General features: G+C 39.2%; 15 protein-coding genes. 14 read left to right on the top strand and 1 reads right to left on the bottom strand.

What is annotated here, in order from left to right:
- The first annotated feature begins 1 nt into the window (after position 1).
- The 14 genes from B3P16_RS22705 (at position 2) to B3P16_RS22640 (ending at position 16,070) form a co-directional block, all read left to right on the top strand.
- Positions 2–1,447 (top strand): O-antigen ligase family protein, encoded by a 1,446-nt coding sequence (locus B3P16_RS22705; protein ID WP_286844502.1) that lies wholly within the window; start codon positions 2–4, stop codon positions 1,445–1,447.
- The gene (locus B3P16_RS22700; RefSeq protein ID WP_286844499.1) at positions 1,428–2,342 is read left to right on the top strand and encodes a glycosyltransferase family 2 protein; all 915 of its coding nucleotides are present in this window, start codon (positions 1,428–1,430) and stop codon (positions 2,340–2,342) included. Before B3P16_RS22705 ends, B3P16_RS22700 begins: the two co-directional genes overlap by 20 nt.
- The gene (locus B3P16_RS22695) at positions 2,342–3,523 is read left to right on the top strand and encodes a glycosyltransferase (protein WP_286844497.1); all 1,182 of its coding nucleotides are present in this window, start codon (positions 2,342–2,344) and stop codon (positions 3,521–3,523) included. Before B3P16_RS22700 ends, B3P16_RS22695 begins: the two co-directional genes overlap by 1 nt.
- The gene (locus B3P16_RS22690) at positions 3,492–4,625 is read left to right on the top strand and encodes a glycosyltransferase family 4 protein (protein WP_286844495.1); all 1,134 of its coding nucleotides are present in this window, start codon (positions 3,492–3,494) and stop codon (positions 4,623–4,625) included. Before B3P16_RS22695 ends, B3P16_RS22690 begins: the two co-directional genes overlap by 32 nt.
- Entirely contained in the window at positions 4,606–5,211 is a 606-nt protein-coding gene (locus tag B3P16_RS22685) for an acyltransferase (protein ID WP_286766793.1), read from the top strand. Before B3P16_RS22690 ends, B3P16_RS22685 begins: the two co-directional genes overlap by 20 nt.
- Positions 5,208–6,149, top strand: a complete 942-nt coding sequence (locus B3P16_RS22680; RefSeq protein WP_286844493.1) for a glycosyltransferase — start codon at positions 5,208–5,210, stop codon at positions 6,147–6,149. Before B3P16_RS22685 ends, B3P16_RS22680 begins: the two co-directional genes overlap by 4 nt.
- On the top strand, positions 6,142–7,590 hold the full coding sequence (locus B3P16_RS22675) for a lipopolysaccharide biosynthesis protein (protein ID WP_286844490.1): 1,449 nt from the start codon (positions 6,142–6,144) through the stop codon (positions 7,588–7,590). The genes B3P16_RS22680 and B3P16_RS22675 overlap by 8 nt, the downstream gene beginning before the upstream one ends.
- 114 nt (positions 7,591–7,704) lie before the next feature.
- Entirely contained in the window at positions 7,705–8,847 is a 1,143-nt protein-coding gene (locus tag B3P16_RS22670; protein ID WP_286844488.1) for a hypothetical protein, read from the top strand.
- A gap of 26 nt (positions 8,848–8,873) precedes the next feature.
- Entirely contained in the window at positions 8,874–9,725 is an 852-nt protein-coding gene (locus B3P16_RS22665; protein ID WP_286844486.1) for a glycosyltransferase family 2 protein, read from the top strand.
- 115 nt (positions 9,726–9,840) lie between these two features.
- Positions 9,841–10,947: a glycosyltransferase family 2 protein gene (locus B3P16_RS22660; protein ID WP_286844484.1), complete on the top strand. Its 1,107-nt coding sequence runs from the start codon at positions 9,841–9,843 to the stop codon at positions 10,945–10,947.
- Between the two features lie 13 nt (positions 10,948–10,960).
- Complete coding sequence (locus B3P16_RS22655) at positions 10,961–12,778, top strand: PAS domain-containing sensor histidine kinase (RefSeq protein ID WP_286844481.1); 1,818 nt, start codon at positions 10,961–10,963, stop codon at positions 12,776–12,778.
- A gap of 11 nt (positions 12,779–12,789) precedes the next feature.
- Positions 12,790–13,848, top strand: a complete 1,059-nt coding sequence (locus B3P16_RS22650; RefSeq protein ID WP_286844479.1) for an endonuclease/exonuclease/phosphatase family protein — start codon at positions 12,790–12,792, stop codon at positions 13,846–13,848.
- Between the two features lie 119 nt (positions 13,849–13,967).
- Positions 13,968–15,098 (top strand): hybrid sensor histidine kinase/response regulator, encoded by a 1,131-nt coding sequence (locus tag B3P16_RS22645; protein WP_286770393.1) that lies wholly within the window; start codon positions 13,968–13,970, stop codon positions 15,096–15,098.
- Between the two features lie 27 nt (positions 15,099–15,125).
- Entirely contained in the window at positions 15,126–16,070 is a 945-nt protein-coding gene (locus B3P16_RS22640) for a UDP-glucuronic acid decarboxylase family protein (RefSeq protein WP_286770394.1), read from the top strand.
- Positions 16,071–16,101: 31 nt separating this feature from the next.
- Here the strand turns inward: B3P16_RS22640 and B3P16_RS22635 are convergent, their stop codons facing one another.
- Positions 16,102–16,896: a tyrosine-protein phosphatase gene (locus tag B3P16_RS22635; protein WP_286770395.1), complete on the bottom strand. Its 795-nt coding sequence runs from the start codon at positions 16,894–16,896 to the stop codon at positions 16,102–16,104.
- Positions 16,897–17,234 lie beyond the last annotated feature (338 nt).

Below are 17,234 nucleotides of genomic sequence, written 5' to 3'. Positions count from 1 at the left end.
TATGATGCAGTATGATCATACAAAATCGATGATAACCAGTCGGCATTTGCTCCTGCTTTTCCTTATACTCGGGGGATTGGCAGGGACTTGCATTTTTACTTTTGCAGGTGTGTCATCGGCTATGGTGTTCTATATGTTGCCTGTATTTCTATTGGTTATTATTGTCCTGCTGTCTTCGCCAATAAGTTGTTTCTTTCTATTATATATTGTATCCTACCTGGTGATGGGTTTTGGTCGCTATATCACATTTCCGCTCCCGGTAGGCGTCATACTCGATCTTTTGATCTTATTTAATTTTCTCTCGCTAGCTTTACATTTTATTCGGGGAAATCCTTTAGGCAAGGTTTACTTTAATTCTTTTCTCCTGATCTCCATCCTTTGGATGCTCTATTGCATGCTGGAGATTGTAAATCCAATGTCCAGTTTTGCGAACTGGATAACGACAGTCCGTAGCATTGGAATGCATATTGTCTTATTTCAATTATTGGTTTTTATTAGTCTGGATAATATTGCCAAATTGCGCTTATTTTTTAAAGTTTGGGGTATACTTGTTCTGTTGGGAGCTTTAAAGGCAATAGGCCAAAAATATATTGGTTTAGACCGATTCGAGTCTGCTTGGCTATATACATTCGGCGCTCATACGCATGTTATTTATAGTGGGATCCGCTACTTTTCGTTCTTTAGTGATGCAGCAAACTTTGGCTGCCATATGGGCTTGGCTGTGGTAGTTTTTACGATCTTAGCTATTTATGAGAAGCAGGCAAAAAGACGTTTTCTTTATATTTTTGTTGTCGCTTTTGCGGCTTACGGGCTAATGATATCCGGGACAAGGGCCGCTATTGCTGTTCCTTTTGCAGGCTTTGCTTTCTTCATTGTCCTTGTAAAGGAGTGGAAGTGGATAATCTTTGGTCTTTCTTTATTAATAATGGCTTTTGCTTTCTTTAATTTAACGACCATTGGCAATAGCAGTTCCGATATCCGTCGTATGCGGACGGCTTTCTCTTTTTCAAAGGATGCTTCCTTTAATGTTCGCTTGGAAAACCAGAAAAAAATGCGAACCTTTATGGGCGACCATCCGTTTGGTATAGGATTGGGCGGGTCTAAACATGCGAATGAAGGAGATGCAATACATGGTATCGCAACAGATTCTTCCTTCGTTTTTATATGGGTAGAAACGGGGATCTTCGGTCTTATTTGCTATATTATTTTATGTCTCACGATATTGGGATATGGCACATATTACGTGCTATTTCGACTGAAAGATAGGCGGATCAAGTCTATTGCAATGGCTTCTGCAGCCGGACTTGCAGGAATTATGGTCGCGGGGTATGCGAATGAAGTGCTCCATCAAATGCCTACTGGGCAGACCGTATACATTCTAATGGGGGTTATTATGCTTTCGCCTTATTTGGACAAAAAATTGAGCGATGACATCAGAACCGTATAAAATATCTTTCATAACGGTCAATTACAATGGATTGGCCGATACAATTTCCCTATTGGAAAGTATTCTAAATGCAAGACTATCTTTTGCATATGAGGTTATTGTCATCGATAATGGTTCGTTAAAAGATGAATATAGTCTGATCAAACATCAATTTCCTAATATCAAAGGCTATTATAACCGAATGAACCTGGGATTTGCAGGAGGAAATAACTTGGGGCTGGAAATCGCTACTGGTGAATTTATTTATTTCTTAAATAATGATACACTGCTTCCAGAAAACGCCGATAGCGAAATTTTGGGCATGTTAGAAGTATTTGCGCTAGATTCACAAGTAGGTGGAATTTCACCTAAGATAATGTATTATCAACCCAAGGGAATGATCCAATTTGCTGGGTGTACACCGCTGACATCAATTACCCTACGTAATAAACAGATCGGTTATCGGGAAATGGATAAAGGTCAATATGATACAAGCATGGAGATCCCCTATTTGCATGGTGCAGCTATGGTGGTACCCAAAAGAACGATCAGAGAAATTGGTATGATGTCGGAGCTTTTCTTTCTTTACTATGAGGAGTTGGACTGGAGCTGTCGGATCAATAAAAAGTATAAATTAGTGTATTTTGCAGCTGCCCATATCTATCATAAAGAAAGCGCTTCCACGGGCCAGGACTCCCCATTAAAAACATTTTATCTGACACGTAATCGCTTGTTATTTGCTTATCGAAATAGGTCGGGGATGAGCCGGATTTTGGCTTTTTTTTATCTTATTGGGATAGCGAATAGTACAAGATTGATTAAATTTGTTTTTTCGGGTATGTGGAGGCATATTGGCGCAGTATGTTCAGGGACATGGTCTGGGATTAAATTATTTTCTAAAAAGAATCTAAGCTGATGGAAACGGTTTTGTTTGTTATTGAAACATTGATTTTTATTCCTTTCCTTGTCTGGATCATGTATTTCTTTGTTTTTGCAGTCGGCTTTCGCATTCCTAAGAAATTATTCTTTGAACGATCGAATATTCAACATCGATTCCTTATCATATTTCCAGCATATAAGGAGGATGCAGTAATTGTTGATAGTATACGCTCTTTCTTAAAACAAGACTATCCAAAAGAGCTTTTCGAAATTATCGTTGTTTCTGATAGTATGACGAGAGAGACAAACCAGGAACTTGAAGAGTTAGGCGTTCGAATACTTATTCCTACGTATGAAAAAAGATCCAAAGCAGCTGCTCTAAATCTGACAATGAACGTTATCAAAGAAGAAGATTTTGATGGCGTTGTTATATTGGATGCTGATAATTTAGTTTCTCCAAATTATCTAGCACTCGTCAACGATTGCTTTGCATCTGGCGCGGTTGCCGTCCAAACACATCGCATAGCAAAAAATAGCAATACCGATACCGCATATCTCGATGGGATCAGTGAGGAAATAAATAATTCAATTTTTAGGCAGGGGCATGTGAACCTGGGGTTACCCGCCGCATTGACGGGTTCGGGCATGTTGTTTGAAATTAAGTGGTTTAAAAATACGATGGCTAAAATAAGCTCCATGGGAGAGGATAAAGAGCTGGAGTATTATTTGCTCGTAGATAAGATATTTACGGTTTATTTGGAAGATGTGTATGTACTAGACGAGAAAGTACAGAACCGTCGCGATCTATCCAATCAGCGAAAAAGATGGATTGCTGCTCAAATTGACACTTTTTTGAATACTTTGAAGCGATTTCGTACAATAATTCGTACCCGCAACTGGCCTATGCTCGACAAACTGATCCAATGGTCGATTCCGCCCCGCATTATTTTGCTCGGGATGGTTCCTATTTTGGGCTGTATCGTCTATTTGGTAGCTCCAGCATTGGCCTATAAATGGCTTATACTCTATGGCTTGTTTATCGTGTCACTTGCTCTGGCTATACCTAATAGATTTTATACGCGCAGGACTCTGCTCTGCTTTTTAAAATTACCATTTATTTTTATGGCAATCTTACGTAGCTTTATGGGAATCAAATCGGGACGTAATACTTTTGTGCATACACCGCATGGCGAAAAAAAAGAAGACAATAGTAATTGAGGCACAACGAATCTTTCGCCTTAATAAACACGGGATGGATTTTGTGGCATTGGAAGTAATCCGTGCGCTTCAAAAGTTGGATACCTTTAACCGGTATATTATTGCTGTTGGACCGGGAGAGGACCGCTGTTTGGAAGGTTCAGCAAATTTTGAGATTAAAGTTTTGGAAAGCTCTAATTATTTTATTTGGGAGCAACTTCTCTTACCTAAACTTATTAAAACCAGCAATGCGGATATCCTGCACTGTACCTCCAACACTGCCCCATTGGGGTTATCTATTCCCTTGGTACTTACGTTGCACGATATCATCTTTATGGAGAAAAAGATTGGTAGCAATTCGTCCATGTATCAAAACTTGGGCCGTATCTATAGGCGTTGGGTCGTGCCACGTGTATTGAAAAGGGTTCATACCGTCATCACTGTCTCTAACTTTGAAAAAAGAAATATCGAAGCGGCCTTTCCGCATCTACAGAAAAAACTTATCACAGTCTATAATGGTGTAAGTTCACGATTTAAATCGATGGATATACCTTCGGAAAGTACGTTTTTAAAGCTTGAGAAGGGGGCTTTTTGGCTTCTTTTAGGTAATACGGATCCCAAAAAAAACCTAAGGAATACTTTGATGGCTTATGCTTTTTATTTGAAGAGAAGCAATTACAAGAAAAGGTTGCTCCTGGCCGATTTAGATCATACATATTTGGAAAAATTATTAAAAGAACTTGATCTGTTGACAATAAAAGATTTTATTGTAGTCGAAGAATATATAGCTCATGACAAATTGGTTGAAGTTTACAATGGTGCTTTTGCTTTTTTGTATCCTTCTATCCGGGAAAGCTTTGGACTTCCCTTGCTTGAAGCTATGGCTTGTGGCACACCTGTGGTTACTTCAAATACATCGGCTATTCCTGAGGTAGCCGGGGATAATGTGGTATATACAGACCCGATGGATATCAAATCCATTGCAGCAGGCATGTTGAAATTAGAAGATGAACCACAGTTATATGGCTCGCTTGTTAGTAAAGGTTTGGCGCGAAGCGAAGCTTTCAGTTGGCAACATACAGGGAAACATACATTAGCAATATATGAAAGCGTACATTCATAATCATCCTAAGTTCAAGCGCTTACTGCACTGGTTTATCATGAATCCTGTGCGTACACGGCCGCGATGGTATGTTCGTATGCTGCAGTTTTTTTATGTTAAACGGGGGACGGGTTCGGTGATTTATGGTAGTGTGCGTCGTGATCTGGTTCCTTTTCGTACATGTATTATAGGGTCTCGATCCGTGGTCGAGTCATTTGCTGTATTGAATAACGCTGTCGGCGATTTATTTATCGGCAACAATAGCCGAATAGGAATTTCGAATACGATCATTGGGCCAGTGACGATTGGTAATAAAGTGAATATCGGTCAAAATGTTCTTATTTCAGGATTAAACCACGCATATGAAGATGTGACCAAAGCTATTGCAGACCAAGGAGTCAGCACCGCTCCAGTGACGATTGCTGACGATGTCTGGATCGGCGGGAATGTCGTTATTTTAGCAGGTATTAGCATAGGTGAGCATGCTGTAATAGGCGCGGGCTCTGTGGTTACAAAAGATGTTCCGCCATATAGTGTTGTCGTTGGAAACCCGGCCAAAATTGTGAAAAAGTACGATTTTAATCTTAATGCCTGGATCAAACCATGAATGAAAGACCGTTGATTAGCATTATAATGCCTGTTTATAATACAGCTATGTATGTTGATCAGGCTATACAGAGCATTATTCATCAGGAATATGCTGATGTTGAACTTATACTGATCAACGACGGTTCGACCGATCAAAGTCTCTCGATACTGGAAAAATGGAGTTCATGCGATAACCGTGTCAAATTATTTTCCCAGGAAAATCAAGGCCTATCTGCTGCCAGAAATAGAGGCCTTTCTCTTGCGAACGGCCAGTATATTTATTTTATGGATAGTGATGACCTGCTGCGTGCAGATGCACTATCCATGTGTTTGGATTATTGTGAAAAGAAAGACCTCGATTTTGTTTATTTTGATGCTTCGGTTTTTGCGGATAATTCGGATAGCTCCATACTAAAGGATTTTAATTATTCCCGACAAAAAATGCCGGCTTATACTGTTTTTAGTGGGTCGGACGCATTGCAACAGCAACTGAACACAGACGACTTTTTCTCTTCAGCTTGTATGTATTTAATTCGTAAAGACATACTTGATCGTAATGGATTTGGATTTGAACCCGGTATTGTGCATGAGGATGAGTTGTTTACAGTCTTATTGTATCTAGCGGCAGCTCGAGTTGCTTATATCCCAGAGCAATTTTTTCAGAGGCGTGTCAGGCCAGATTCCATTATGACAAGCCGATTAAAACTTTTTAATATAACATGTTACTTCACAGTTGCCCGGCGTTTGAGGGAGTACGGACGAAAGTATTCGGATAGCAGACAAATTATTGAGTTGTATCTGCATCGTATGTTGGACGCAGTGGTATGGAAAGCACATGTGCTATCGACCGCTGACCGCTGGAAAGTATTTCTGTTGGTTTTAACGCATTGGCGAAGATATGTTTCATTTAAAACGATCGGAGTTCTACTGTTTAAGAAAGGCTTTTTGCATGGATAACATAAAAAAGGAAATCGTTTCTGGGGTATTTTTCACGGCATTGGCCAAATATGCGAATTTGGTGATTTCGCTGGTCGTTACCGCGGTTTTAGCACGATTGCTCGCACCAGATCAGTTTGGCGTAGTGGCCATAGCTACGGTGGCGATTGCTTTTCTAAATTTAATAGCTGATTTCGGACTGTCTCCTGCAGTTATACAGCACAAAGAGCTGGATCGAAAGGCATTAGGCTATTTATTTTCCCTTTCTGTATATATTGCTATCACTTTGTCAGTACTATTCTTTTTGTCTGCTGAAATTATTGAGAAATGGTATGGACAGCCCCAATTGAAACCAATCTGCCAATTGCTGGCGCTAAGCCTATTTTTTTCGGGAATTACCGTAGTTCCTAATGCCTTATTTTTTCGCGATAGGTTATTTAAGTCGATCGCTTTACGAAGTTTGATTGTTCAAATTGTGGGCGGCGGTCTATCTATAATTGCTGCCTTTAAAGGAATGGGGGTGTACGCGCTTATTTTAAATCCGATATTCTCATCACTATTGATTTTTATTATTTCATATCTTAAGTATCCGTTAAAATTTAGCCTACGTTTTTCATTTCAACCTCTTCGGCCTTTATTTTCTTATTCTATTTTTCAGTTTTTATTTAATATTATCAACTATTTCAGCAGAAATTCGGATACGCTATTAATCGGTAAATATCTAGGCATGGTACCGCTGGGATTCTATGACAAATCTTATCGATTAATGTCATTGCCACTCCAAAACATAACGCAGGTGATTACACCAGTGATCCATCCGATATTAAGTCAGAAGGGAAAGGATAATGAATATCTTTATGAGGCAAATCTAAAATTAACCAGTTTATTGTCGCTGATCGGATTTCCGCTTTCTGTTTTCCTTTTTTTTTCGGCTGAAGAACTCATTTTATTATTTTTTGGACCGCAGTGGGGATTAGCTATTCCTTCCTTTAAAATATTGAGTCTAACGGTCGGGATCCAATTGATACTATCCTCATCGGGCTCCATTTTCCAAACAGCTGGTGATACCAAAAACCTGTTTATATGCGGCTTGTTTTCGGCCGTATTAAATGTTGCGGGAATACTATTTGGTGTATTTTACGCTAAAAGTATTGACGCAGTGGCTATGTGTTTATTGGTTACATTTAGTGTCAATTTTGTACAGGCGTACTGGCTAATGTATCGCGTGGTATTCAAACGGAGTATGGTTGGCTTTTTCAATAGCCTATGGCGCCCCATCTTTTTTGCACTCCTACTTGGGCTTATTTTTCATTTGGTAGTAGGGTACTATTTGCCCGATAATTTGGGGTTTCGCTTAGCACTCAAAACTGGTATCTATGTTTTTTCTATGATCTTAATGATTTGGTTCGGAGGGTATCGCAATCTGCTGTTGGCATTTTTACGTAAGTCATCAATTCAGTAAGATGATATTATCTATCAAACTTTTTCATTAAAGCATTTTGATCATTTTTTCTTGTATTGATATTCTTTTCGTATTTTCCAGTCCAGCAGCAAAAGTATTTAACAACAATCGAACGTGAAGGTTCCAGTGAAAGATAAATCGTATAAGGTACTTTTTTTAGTATTCCATGGTTTTAGTGAACATAATGGTATAAGTAAAAAAATATGGGGTCAAATTAATGGTTTGAAATCCAATGGCGTCGATGTGCAGCTTTGTTATTACACTGTAGAGAGGAATGGATCACGTGTATGGAAGATCGGAGACGAGATTCTTAGGGATTTCGGTAGAGGTCCAATAGCCAAAATACGTAAACGTATAGACTATCGGGCGATTTCAGAATACGTACGGAAAAATAAGTTCCAACTGATTTATATCCGGTCCGACCATAATGCCAATCCTTTCACATTAAACATGGTGAAGAAGATGCGGCTTTCGGGCGCAAAGGTGTTATTGGAGATTCCGACTTATCCCTATGATCAGGAGTATGTCACCTTGCGCATGCGCCTCGAATTGGCAATAGACCGTCTTTATCGTAAAAAGCTTGCAAAGCAATTGAATGCGTTTGTGACTTTTTCTGATGTCCGAACAATTTTTGGGCGGCGAGCGATCCCTATCTCCAATGGGATAGACTTCAGTGCCATTCCAGTTCGTAAACCGCAGGAAGGAGCAGAAAAACGAACGATCCATTTGTTAGGCGTTGCGGAAATCCATTATTGGCATGGATTTGACCGGCTGGTTCGCGGGCTTGGTATTTATAAACAAAGTCACCCTGATTGCCAAATCATTTTTCACTTGGTGGGACAATTCAGCAGCGAACGTGAACGCTCATCTATTTTGGAACCGATAGCACAATTCAATCTTCAGCAACACGTCGTCTTACACGGTCCGCTTTGGGGAGAAGAATTGGATGCCATATTTAATCTGGCCGACTTTGCAATCGGTAGTTTAGGCCGTCATCGCAGTGGTATACAGGTCATAAAAACCTTAAAAAATAGAGAATATGCAGCGCGCGGAATTCCCTTTATCTATTCGGAATCTGACGCTGATTTTGACAGTAAACCTTATGTAATTAAAGCGAGTCCTGATGAATCCGCTATTGATATCACTAAAATACTGGAATTTTTAAAGAAGGAGAAATTTGACCCATCCTGTATTCGAAATAGTATTTTGGACTTATCATGGGCCGAACAGATGAATAAAGTGCTGCAAGCAATTTAATGTTTAATAAAATAATTGACGCTAGGATGGCTAAATGGTATACACAATATGTGAAGGTCTATGACCAGGAAGTGGGTTCTGTAGATAACGATGTTATCGAAAAGGTTCGGGCACAGATTCAGCTTTCTTCAAGTTCTGACCCGATTATTAGTATTGTGGTCATCGCTTATAATGAAGAAAAGAAGCTTTTGGCATGTCTCTGGTCTTTAGCAGAACAGCGGTGTCATTTGCCCATGGAATTAATTGTCGTTAACAATAATTCGACGGATCAAACGGAATCACTTTTAAAGCGACTTGGTGCGACTTATCACAATGAACTAAAGCAGGGCCCGGGCTTTGCTAGGCAATGTGGTCTTGATCAAGCACGGGGCAAATTAATGCTTTGCGTAGATGGAGACACTATGTATCCCCCAGGCTATGCTGAAACGCATATAAAAGCATTAGATAGACCAGGTATATCCGCCACATGCAGTTTGTGGAGTTTCTTGCCCCGAGCTGGGCAGTCGAGAACTTTCCTTTGGTTTTATGAAGGACTTCGGGATATTTACCTGAACCTGCAATTTATAAAAAGGCCTGAATTATGCGTGCGGGGGATGGTTTTTTCCTTTAAGACCGAGCTGGGGCGCAAGGTTAATTTTAGGACAGATATAAAACGTGGCGAAGACGGGTCAATGGCTTTGGGACTTAAGGCCTATGGAAAGATTCATTTTATTAGAAGTTCAAAGGCGCGGGCGATGACGGGACAGAATACAATCTCTGCCGACGGATCTCTTGCGAATAGCTTTTTTGTCAGGTTGCGCAAAGCGATAACATCCATGGGTGGGCTATTTTCGGGAAAAAAGCATTACCAGGATGAGGAATCGAATAGGATTCAGTAAAAATAATTGTCTATTTTTGTCTAAATTCTATCCGCCTATGCTTCAATTTGTCTTCTGGACTTGTATATCCTTAGTGCTATATACCTATATCGGTTATGCTATCATAATTTATATATTGGCAAGATTATTTCCATACCCTATTGCCATAAAGGGGATGTTTCAAAATAGCGACGGGAATGAGCTTCCGCCATTGACCCTATTTATTACAGCCTACAATGAGTCCGAAATAATTGCAGATAAGATGCTGAACTGCCTTGAGCTTGATTATCCTAAAGATAAATTAAACATTCTTTGGGTTATAGATGGAAGTACTGATGATAGTCGTGAGCGGTTAGCAAAGTATCCGATGGTAAAGATTATCGGTTCAGCCCATAGGAAAGGTAAAACAGCTGCCGTTAATCACGGTATGGAATATGTGAAAACTCCAATTGTCGTCTTTAGCGATGCAAATTGTTTACTGAATGCCGGGGCGTTGAAAATTATTGCTCGCCAATTTGAAGATCCGACAATTGGCTGTGTCTCGGGTGAAAAAAGAGTGGCTTTTGATAATGACGATACTGTTTCTTCAAAAGGTGAGGGAGCCTATTGGAAATATGAGTCGCTATTAAAAAAATTGGATTACGAATTTTATTCTGCTGTAGGTGCCGCTGGAGAATTGTTTGCTATACGGACAGAATTATTCGCTGCGATGGAGGAAGATACCTTGTTAGATGATTTTATGCTATCCATGCGCATCGCATTAAAAGGCTACCGTATTGCATACACAGCGGATGCCTATGCTGTTGAATATGGCTCGCTGAATATGGAAGAGGAAGGAAAAAGGAAACGACGTATTGCTGCTGGGGGATGGCAGTCTATAGGAAGATTACTGCCGTTACTAAATGGCTTTAAATTTGGAAAGTTGAGCTTTCAATATATTTCACATCGTGTATTGCGTTGGTCTGTTACACCTTTTGCGCTTTTTACACTCTTCCCCTTGGCGGCAATTCTTGGATATCGGTGTTTGTCACCTCTCAATGTGTTTTCTGTCATTTTTGTGCTTCAGTGTGTCTTTTATCTTTGTGCGGTTTTAGGGTATTTGATGCGAAATAATCCCAATAGTACAAAGTTGTTTTATATTCCATATTACTTTCTGTTTATGAACATCAATGTAATACGCGGGATTTATTATTTGTTTAGTAGAAGCTTTATTGGTGGCTGGGAGAAATCTCAAAGAAAATAATCTAATGAATGTTATGGATAAAAAAATATTACATGATTTAAAGTTCTTGGAGAAGGTCTTGAATATGACTTGTGATACATTGTTGCTGGTGAATAAAGATAATATATGTGTAGATGCGATAATGAAGACAAACAATCCGGTTTTAAATTCCGATATTGATATAGTTGGGAAAAATTTGTTGTCTATTTTACCTCAGCCAACTTCGGCGCTTATCGAACATGAATTTAACTTTTGCCGCAAAACAGGAGAGACTTCCAATCTAAATTACGACCTGCCTACTGAAGAGCAGATGTATTATTTTAAGTTCGTCATTCACAAATTTGACGAGGAACATCTGATTTGCCAATATCGGGATATCACGCAGCGTAGTAACATGAAGTACCGCCTTAAATCTGCATTGACCGCCCAACTTGAGGTGGGGAAGGTCGCTATGATTGGGCATTGGACTTATGATCTGCAGCAGCAGGAGTTTACGCATAATGGCTATTCGAACCTTCGAAAGAAAAATCTTGAAGAGCCTGAGAAAATCGCTTTGCAGGATCTGCTCGCACAGGTTCACCCGGATGATAGAAAGAAGATGGAGGCTTTTCTGCATAATGACGCTATTGAGTATAGCACATTTGAGTACCGGATAAAACAGCCCGATACACCCATCACGTATGTACGGGCGACAAAATATGCGAAACGCCTTGAAAACAATATTCGTATCATAGATGGCTTTTCACAGAATGTAAGCGATTTTATTAAGAATCGAAATGAACTTGAAATGGTGCTTGCTGTTGTTGATAATGCACCATACAGTATTTTCGCATGCCATAAAAATGGGAAGATGGCTTTTGCGAATAAGGCATGCCGACAGCAAAATGGCCTGAAAGAAGAAGAGATCATTGCTGACTTAAAAGTTTTTGAATGCCTGCGGGAGTTTACAACAGAAGAAGCCTGGGCCTTATCTGTGCAAAAAATCATTTCTGCCTCGGGTTATTATCAATATCGTTGTGATACAGTGTATCCAGACCTGGATATAATTGGCTCAGAATGCAGTTCGTTGATGATCAAAAATGGTAACGGTGAAGATATCATCTGGACCATCAAGCGGGATATTTCGGATCAGCTTCGTTACGAGGAGCAGCTATTGCGTTCAAAAGAAGCTGCTGAGGAATCTGAGCGGTTAAAATCTGCATTTATCTCCAATATGAATCATGAAATCCGGACGCCGCTTAGCGCCATTATGGGCTTTGGAAGTATTATTGCCGATACGCCAGATCCTGAGCTGCGAAAGGAATATGGTGAGCTCCTCAATGCAAATAGCAGCCAGCTGCTACGGCTGATAACGGATGTATTGGAAATGTCACAGATGGATGCAGGTAAAGTAAGGTTAAAGAATTCGGACGTGTCCCTTAAAGGAATATTAAACGAGCTATCGATGAGTTTCTTGTCAGATGAGGAACAGCCAGCTATAATTTTTGACATTCCTGAAAAGGAATTGGTGACACGTTTGGATCGTGGAAGAGTGATTCAGGTACTTGTCAATTTAATTAACAACAGCTTAAAATTTACACCACCTGAGGGTACTATACACGTTGGTTACAGATTAAGTAATGATCATGTAGAATTCTATGTTATAGATAATGGTATTGGCATAGCCAAGGAAAATCAACAGTTGATCTTCAATAGATTTTATAAGATTAATTCAATGGATAAGGGTACGGGATTGGGGCTGGCAATTTGTAAAGGTATTGTTGAGCAGATGAATGGACAGCTGGGTGTCGAATCGGAGCTTGGACAAGGAGCTACTTTTAGCATAAGATTGCCCTTAAGCGAACAAAATTAAAATAGCATACAATGAGTAAAGATATTGAATTTAGGCCATTGAGCATCTCCGGGTTACTGATCCGGATTGTCATCCTAATGGTGGCTATGCTTTCCTCCTTATCGTTTTTGGCTTTGTTTATTTCCCCACAGACTACTGTTATTTTCCAATGGATTGGTGTGTTGTTACCAGGGCTTATATGTAGTAATTTTCTTTTTTTTATTATCGGGGTATATAAGCGTAGTTGGTACAGTATTTGCCCTTTAATAGCACTATTGGCCAACTTTCATTATTTCATAAAAGTAATTCAGATAAACGGGATAGCGCAAACAGAAACGACAGACATACGTTTCGCATCTTACAACGTTCGTGAATTCAAAATGATTTTTAATCTATCTTCGATGCAACAGATTGCTTCCTATATTGATTCGCAGCGAGTAAATACCTTATGTTTACAGGAAGTCCCTTCCGACTGTTCCGTGTCGGAACTCAAGCAGTCGTTTGGCCAGTTTCAATATTTCATAATGACAGGGAGTAAATCCGGGCAGAATCAACTTGCTATCTTAAGTAAATTTCCGCTGGACTCAGTACAGGCTGTTTCGTTTAAAGAGCGGCCCAATTGTGCACTTTTTGCCGACCTTTCCCTCAGAGGAGAAAAGATCAGGATCGGAAACTGCCACTTGCAAACAACAAATTGGAACCAGGTAAAAGGGGATTTACTGCCTGCTGAGAATACGACCTTTAAATGGTGGAATGCAATTAAAACAATGTCTGAAAATTTTAGGCTGAGAGGTGGGCAGGCTGATTATTTAAGAAATTTAATCGATCAATCTTCTTTTCCTACGGTTATTTGCGGTGACTTTAATAATAGTCCTAATTCCTATAGTTATCATAAAATTAAAGGAAACTTAAAGGATGCTTTTCGCGAAGCAGGGAATGGCTATGGATATACTTACAGTAATTTAATGAAGCTCTTTCGCATTGACTTTGTATTCTTTTCTGGAGCTACTTTTCAGGCTGTAAATTACAGAACAGGCGATGTAGACTATAGCGATCATCTTCCTGTATTGGTTGATTTTAAAGTAAACTGATATATAACATTTTTGCTACACAAATTATGGGTGCAATTATTAGTGTATTATTGATTTATGAATTTTATAAAAAGGATAGCATCCTTCTAGACAGTGTCTAAACAAGCTAATAATGATCTATGGAAATCGATTTTTCAATGTATAATATTCTGATCTTAGAGGATTCTGAGCTCAATCTTTTTGTGCTAAAAGAGATTTTAGAACGTGAGCACTTCAACGTATTCTCCGCTTCCGGTGCTAAAGGGGCATTTGAAAATTTGCAACAGCAAAAGATAGATCTTATTTTAATGGACGTCATGATGGGGAATACCAACGGATTTGATCTAACCAAGGAACTGAAATCCATGGAGCTCTATAAGCATATTCCAGTGTTATTTATTACGAACTTAAAATCGCCGGATGATGTTGTACGTGGATTTGATAGTGGCGGTGTAGATTATATTCCGAAACCTTTCAATAAAAAGGAATTACTTCAGCGCATCAAACATCAAATCAAGCTTATTGAATCGAGCCATACAATTGCAAAGCAGACAGCACAGCTTCAGGAAGCAATATTAAACCGCGATAGAATGTATGCTATTCTGGCACACGATCTCCGAAGTCCGATTTCTTCGCTCAAAATGATCTTAAATATTTTGACTATGAGTCCTGAGGGAAGTGATACTGGGTATGGAGATATGATCAATACAGGCAATGATATTGCGGAACAACTTTTCAGTGTTTTGGACAATCTGCTTAAGTGGACCAAAAACAGCCTGGGTGTATTGAGCTATATGCCACAAGAAATTGAGCTCGATGAAATGATCAAAGGTGTGGTGGAGACTCTTCAGCCTACAGCTAAATTAAAAAATATCGAAATTCAATTAACATTACAATCCGGATTACAAATCTTTTTTGATGCGGATATCATGAAAAGTATCTTAAGGAATCTTTTGATTAATGCTGTGAAGTTTAGCCATGAAGATTCCCTGATTAAGCTGAATTTATACCGAGATGGAGATGATGTTCTTGTTGAATTTGTCGATACGGGGGTAGGAATGAGTGTGGAAGCACAACGCCAACTGCAAGAGCAGATAATGGAAGAGGGAAAGATAACCCCTATGCGGGAGAAAGGTAAAGGTTTAGGTCTATGGGTAGTTTACCATTTTATCCATCAAAATGGTGGAGCATTCTTTTTTGAGTCGGAAGAAAATGTCGGCTCCCGTTTCGGTTTTCGTATTCCGCTAATGGACACAGCATCTAATCGGTAAAAACTCGAAATTATAAATTGATAATTTATGTATAACCTAAAAAAAAGAATTCTGGTTTCGGGTGGAGCTGGATTTATAGGGTCTCATCTTTGTGAACGTTTATTGAACGATGGTAATGAAGTGGTCTGTATGGACAATTTTTTTACTGGGGATAAATCGAATATTGTTCATTTGCTACAGAATCCCTATTTTGAGCTTGTGCGGCACGACGTGACGGAGCCTTTTTTGGCTGAGGTTGATGAAATATATAATCTGGCCTGTCCAGCAAGCCCTGTTCATTATCAGTACAATCCAATTAAAACCATTAAAACTTCGGTGATGGGAGCGATCAATATGCTTGGGCTTGCAAAACGGGTCAACGCACGCGTTTTACAAGCTTCTACCAGTGAAGTATATGGCGATCCGAAGGTTCATCCGCAGCAAGAAAGCTATTGGGGAAATGTAAATCCTGTCGGTATTCGATCTTGTTATGATGAGGGAAAGCGATGTGCAGAAACGCTCTTTATGGATTATCACCGACAGCATCATATTGCGATAAAGATCGTACGGATATTTAATACTTATGGTCCACGCATGCACCCTCAGGATGGACGTGTAGTTTCTAATTTTATTATGCAAGCTCTTCAAAATAAAGACATTACCATTTATGGTGAAGGCAATCAGACTCGTAGTTTTCAATATGTAGATGATCTGGTAGAAGGAATGATCCGCATGATGGCTACTGAAAAGTCTTTTATTGGGCCGGTAAACATTGGTAATCCCAATGAATTCACTATACTACAATTGGCGGAACAGGTGATTCTACAAACTGGATCAAAATCAAAGATTAAGTTTTTACCATTACCACAGGACGACCCACAACAAAGAAAACCAGACATTGAACTTGCGAAGAAAAGCTTGGGTTGGAATCCTACAGTTCAACTGGAAGAAGGACTGTCCAAGACAATAGCGTATTTTAAAACATGTTTATAAAGTATTAACGCCAATCTGTTATATTATTGCTTTATCCAGCGATAACTTGCGCTTTATGCTGCGTGATATGATCAAGAAGCGTTTCATTTAAAATTGGTGAGGTTTTCAACATCTCACGAATGGGGTATTTCTCAACAATATTTTTTAAAGCGTCCAGATGGCGCTGATGGTGCAGGTCAGTTCCCACAAAATCATACATGCCTGATTTCAATAGAGTCATAGCAATGGCTTTCACATCGACACCATAATATCGGCTTAATGAAAGGAGATTTAACTGTAGCAGACAACCTGCATCTTTAATTTGCTTATAAATATTAAAATTGCTATGGTAATAATTATAGCGTTCGGGATGCGCAAGAATGGGTTTATACCCTAATTTTTGAATATCTCTAATCGTGTGGAATAAAGCTTTCGATTCTGAAAGGTACGACATCTCGATCAGCACATAACCACCGGGCATGACGCACAATTCATTTTCACGAATTAGTAAAGGAAGATTTTCGTCAATCATATGCTCGGCAGCGCCAAATATATCCACATTATTGGCCGAGTTTTTTAGTCCCTCGACAAGCGAATCTTTCGCATGTTCAATACTGAATTTGGTGTTTTGATGAACACCAGCCATGATATGTGGCGTACAGATAAACTTTTTAAGGCCTAAGCGTTGAAGCTCCTGTATATAATGTAAGGACTGTTGTACAGAATCGCTCCCATCGTCAATACCTGGCAACAGATGATTATGCATATCTACTTCTAGAAATTCCAATTGCGCAAAAGAGCGAATAGATGAAGTCTTTTTCCCAAACAGGTTGCTAAAAAATCCCATGATGTACATTAATTATGTTGTGAAAAATAGTTTAGTTAAGGAGCGGCGTTTCAGTTTATATTAAGCGGAGAAGTAAAAATTTAATTCCTTTCCATGACTATCAATAAATTAACACAAACAATATGCCAATAATCATGTTAGTAACTAAGGTGTTGCATAGAATGCCGGATTGTATCGAAGGATGCCGGTAAATATTGGTCTTTTATGAGCCTGCATTTTAAATTATAATGATATTTCATAATATTTTGTCAATGTAACAGTTTCGGTATAATAGTTGCTTAATCCACGTTGATAAATTGATCGAATGATTAGGGTTCTTTTTTAATGATATTTTATCA

The sequence above is a fragment of the Sphingobacterium sp. UBA7631 genome, assembly GCF_002483935.1.
Classification (GTDB): domain Bacteria; phylum Bacteroidota; class Bacteroidia; order Sphingobacteriales; family Sphingobacteriaceae; genus Sphingobacterium; species Sphingobacterium multivorum.
The sequence above is the reverse complement of the archived record's forward strand: the minus strand, read 5'-3'. Positions and strand labels throughout refer to the sequence as shown.

What these genes read in the sequence shown, in the direction of transcription:
- B3P16_RS22705 (WP_286844502.1), top strand. Translation starts at nt 2, where the DNA reads ATGATGCAGTATGATCATACAAAATCGATGATAACCAGTCGGCATTTG.
- B3P16_RS22700 (WP_286844499.1), top strand. Translation starts at nt 1,428, where the DNA reads ATGACATCAGAACCGTATAAAATATCTTTCATAACGGTCAATTACAAT.
- B3P16_RS22695 (WP_286844497.1), top strand. Translation starts at nt 2,342, where the DNA reads ATGGAAACGGTTTTGTTTGTTATTGAAACATTGATTTTTATTCCTTTC.
- B3P16_RS22690 (WP_286844495.1), top strand. Translation starts at nt 3,492, where the DNA reads ATGGCGAAAAAAAAGAAGACAATAGTAATTGAGGCACAACGAATCTTT.
- B3P16_RS22685 (WP_286766793.1), top strand. Translation starts at nt 4,606, where the DNA reads ATGAAAGCGTACATTCATAATCATCCTAAGTTCAAGCGCTTACTGCAC.
- B3P16_RS22680 (WP_286844493.1), top strand. Translation starts at nt 5,208, where the DNA reads ATGAATGAAAGACCGTTGATTAGCATTATAATGCCTGTTTATAATACA.
- B3P16_RS22675 (WP_286844490.1), top strand. Translation starts at nt 6,142, where the DNA reads ATGGATAACATAAAAAAGGAAATCGTTTCTGGGGTATTTTTCACGGCA.
- B3P16_RS22665 (WP_286844486.1), top strand. Translation starts at nt 8,874, where the DNA reads ATGGCTAAATGGTATACACAATATGTGAAGGTCTATGACCAGGAAGTG.
- B3P16_RS22655 (WP_286844481.1), top strand. Translation starts at nt 10,961, where the DNA reads ATGGATAAAAAAATATTACATGATTTAAAGTTCTTGGAGAAGGTCTTG.
- B3P16_RS22650 (WP_286844479.1), top strand. Translation starts at nt 12,790, where the DNA reads ATGAGTAAAGATATTGAATTTAGGCCATTGAGCATCTCCGGGTTACTG.
- B3P16_RS22645 (WP_286770393.1), top strand. Translation starts at nt 13,968, where the DNA reads ATGGAAATCGATTTTTCAATGTATAATATTCTGATCTTAGAGGATTCT.
- B3P16_RS22640 (WP_286770394.1), top strand. Translation starts at nt 15,126, where the DNA reads ATGTATAACCTAAAAAAAAGAATTCTGGTTTCGGGTGGAGCTGGATTT.
- B3P16_RS22635 (WP_286770395.1), bottom strand. Translation starts at nt 16,896, where the DNA reads ATGGGATTTTTTAGCAACCTGTTTGGGAAAAAGACTTCATCTATTCGC.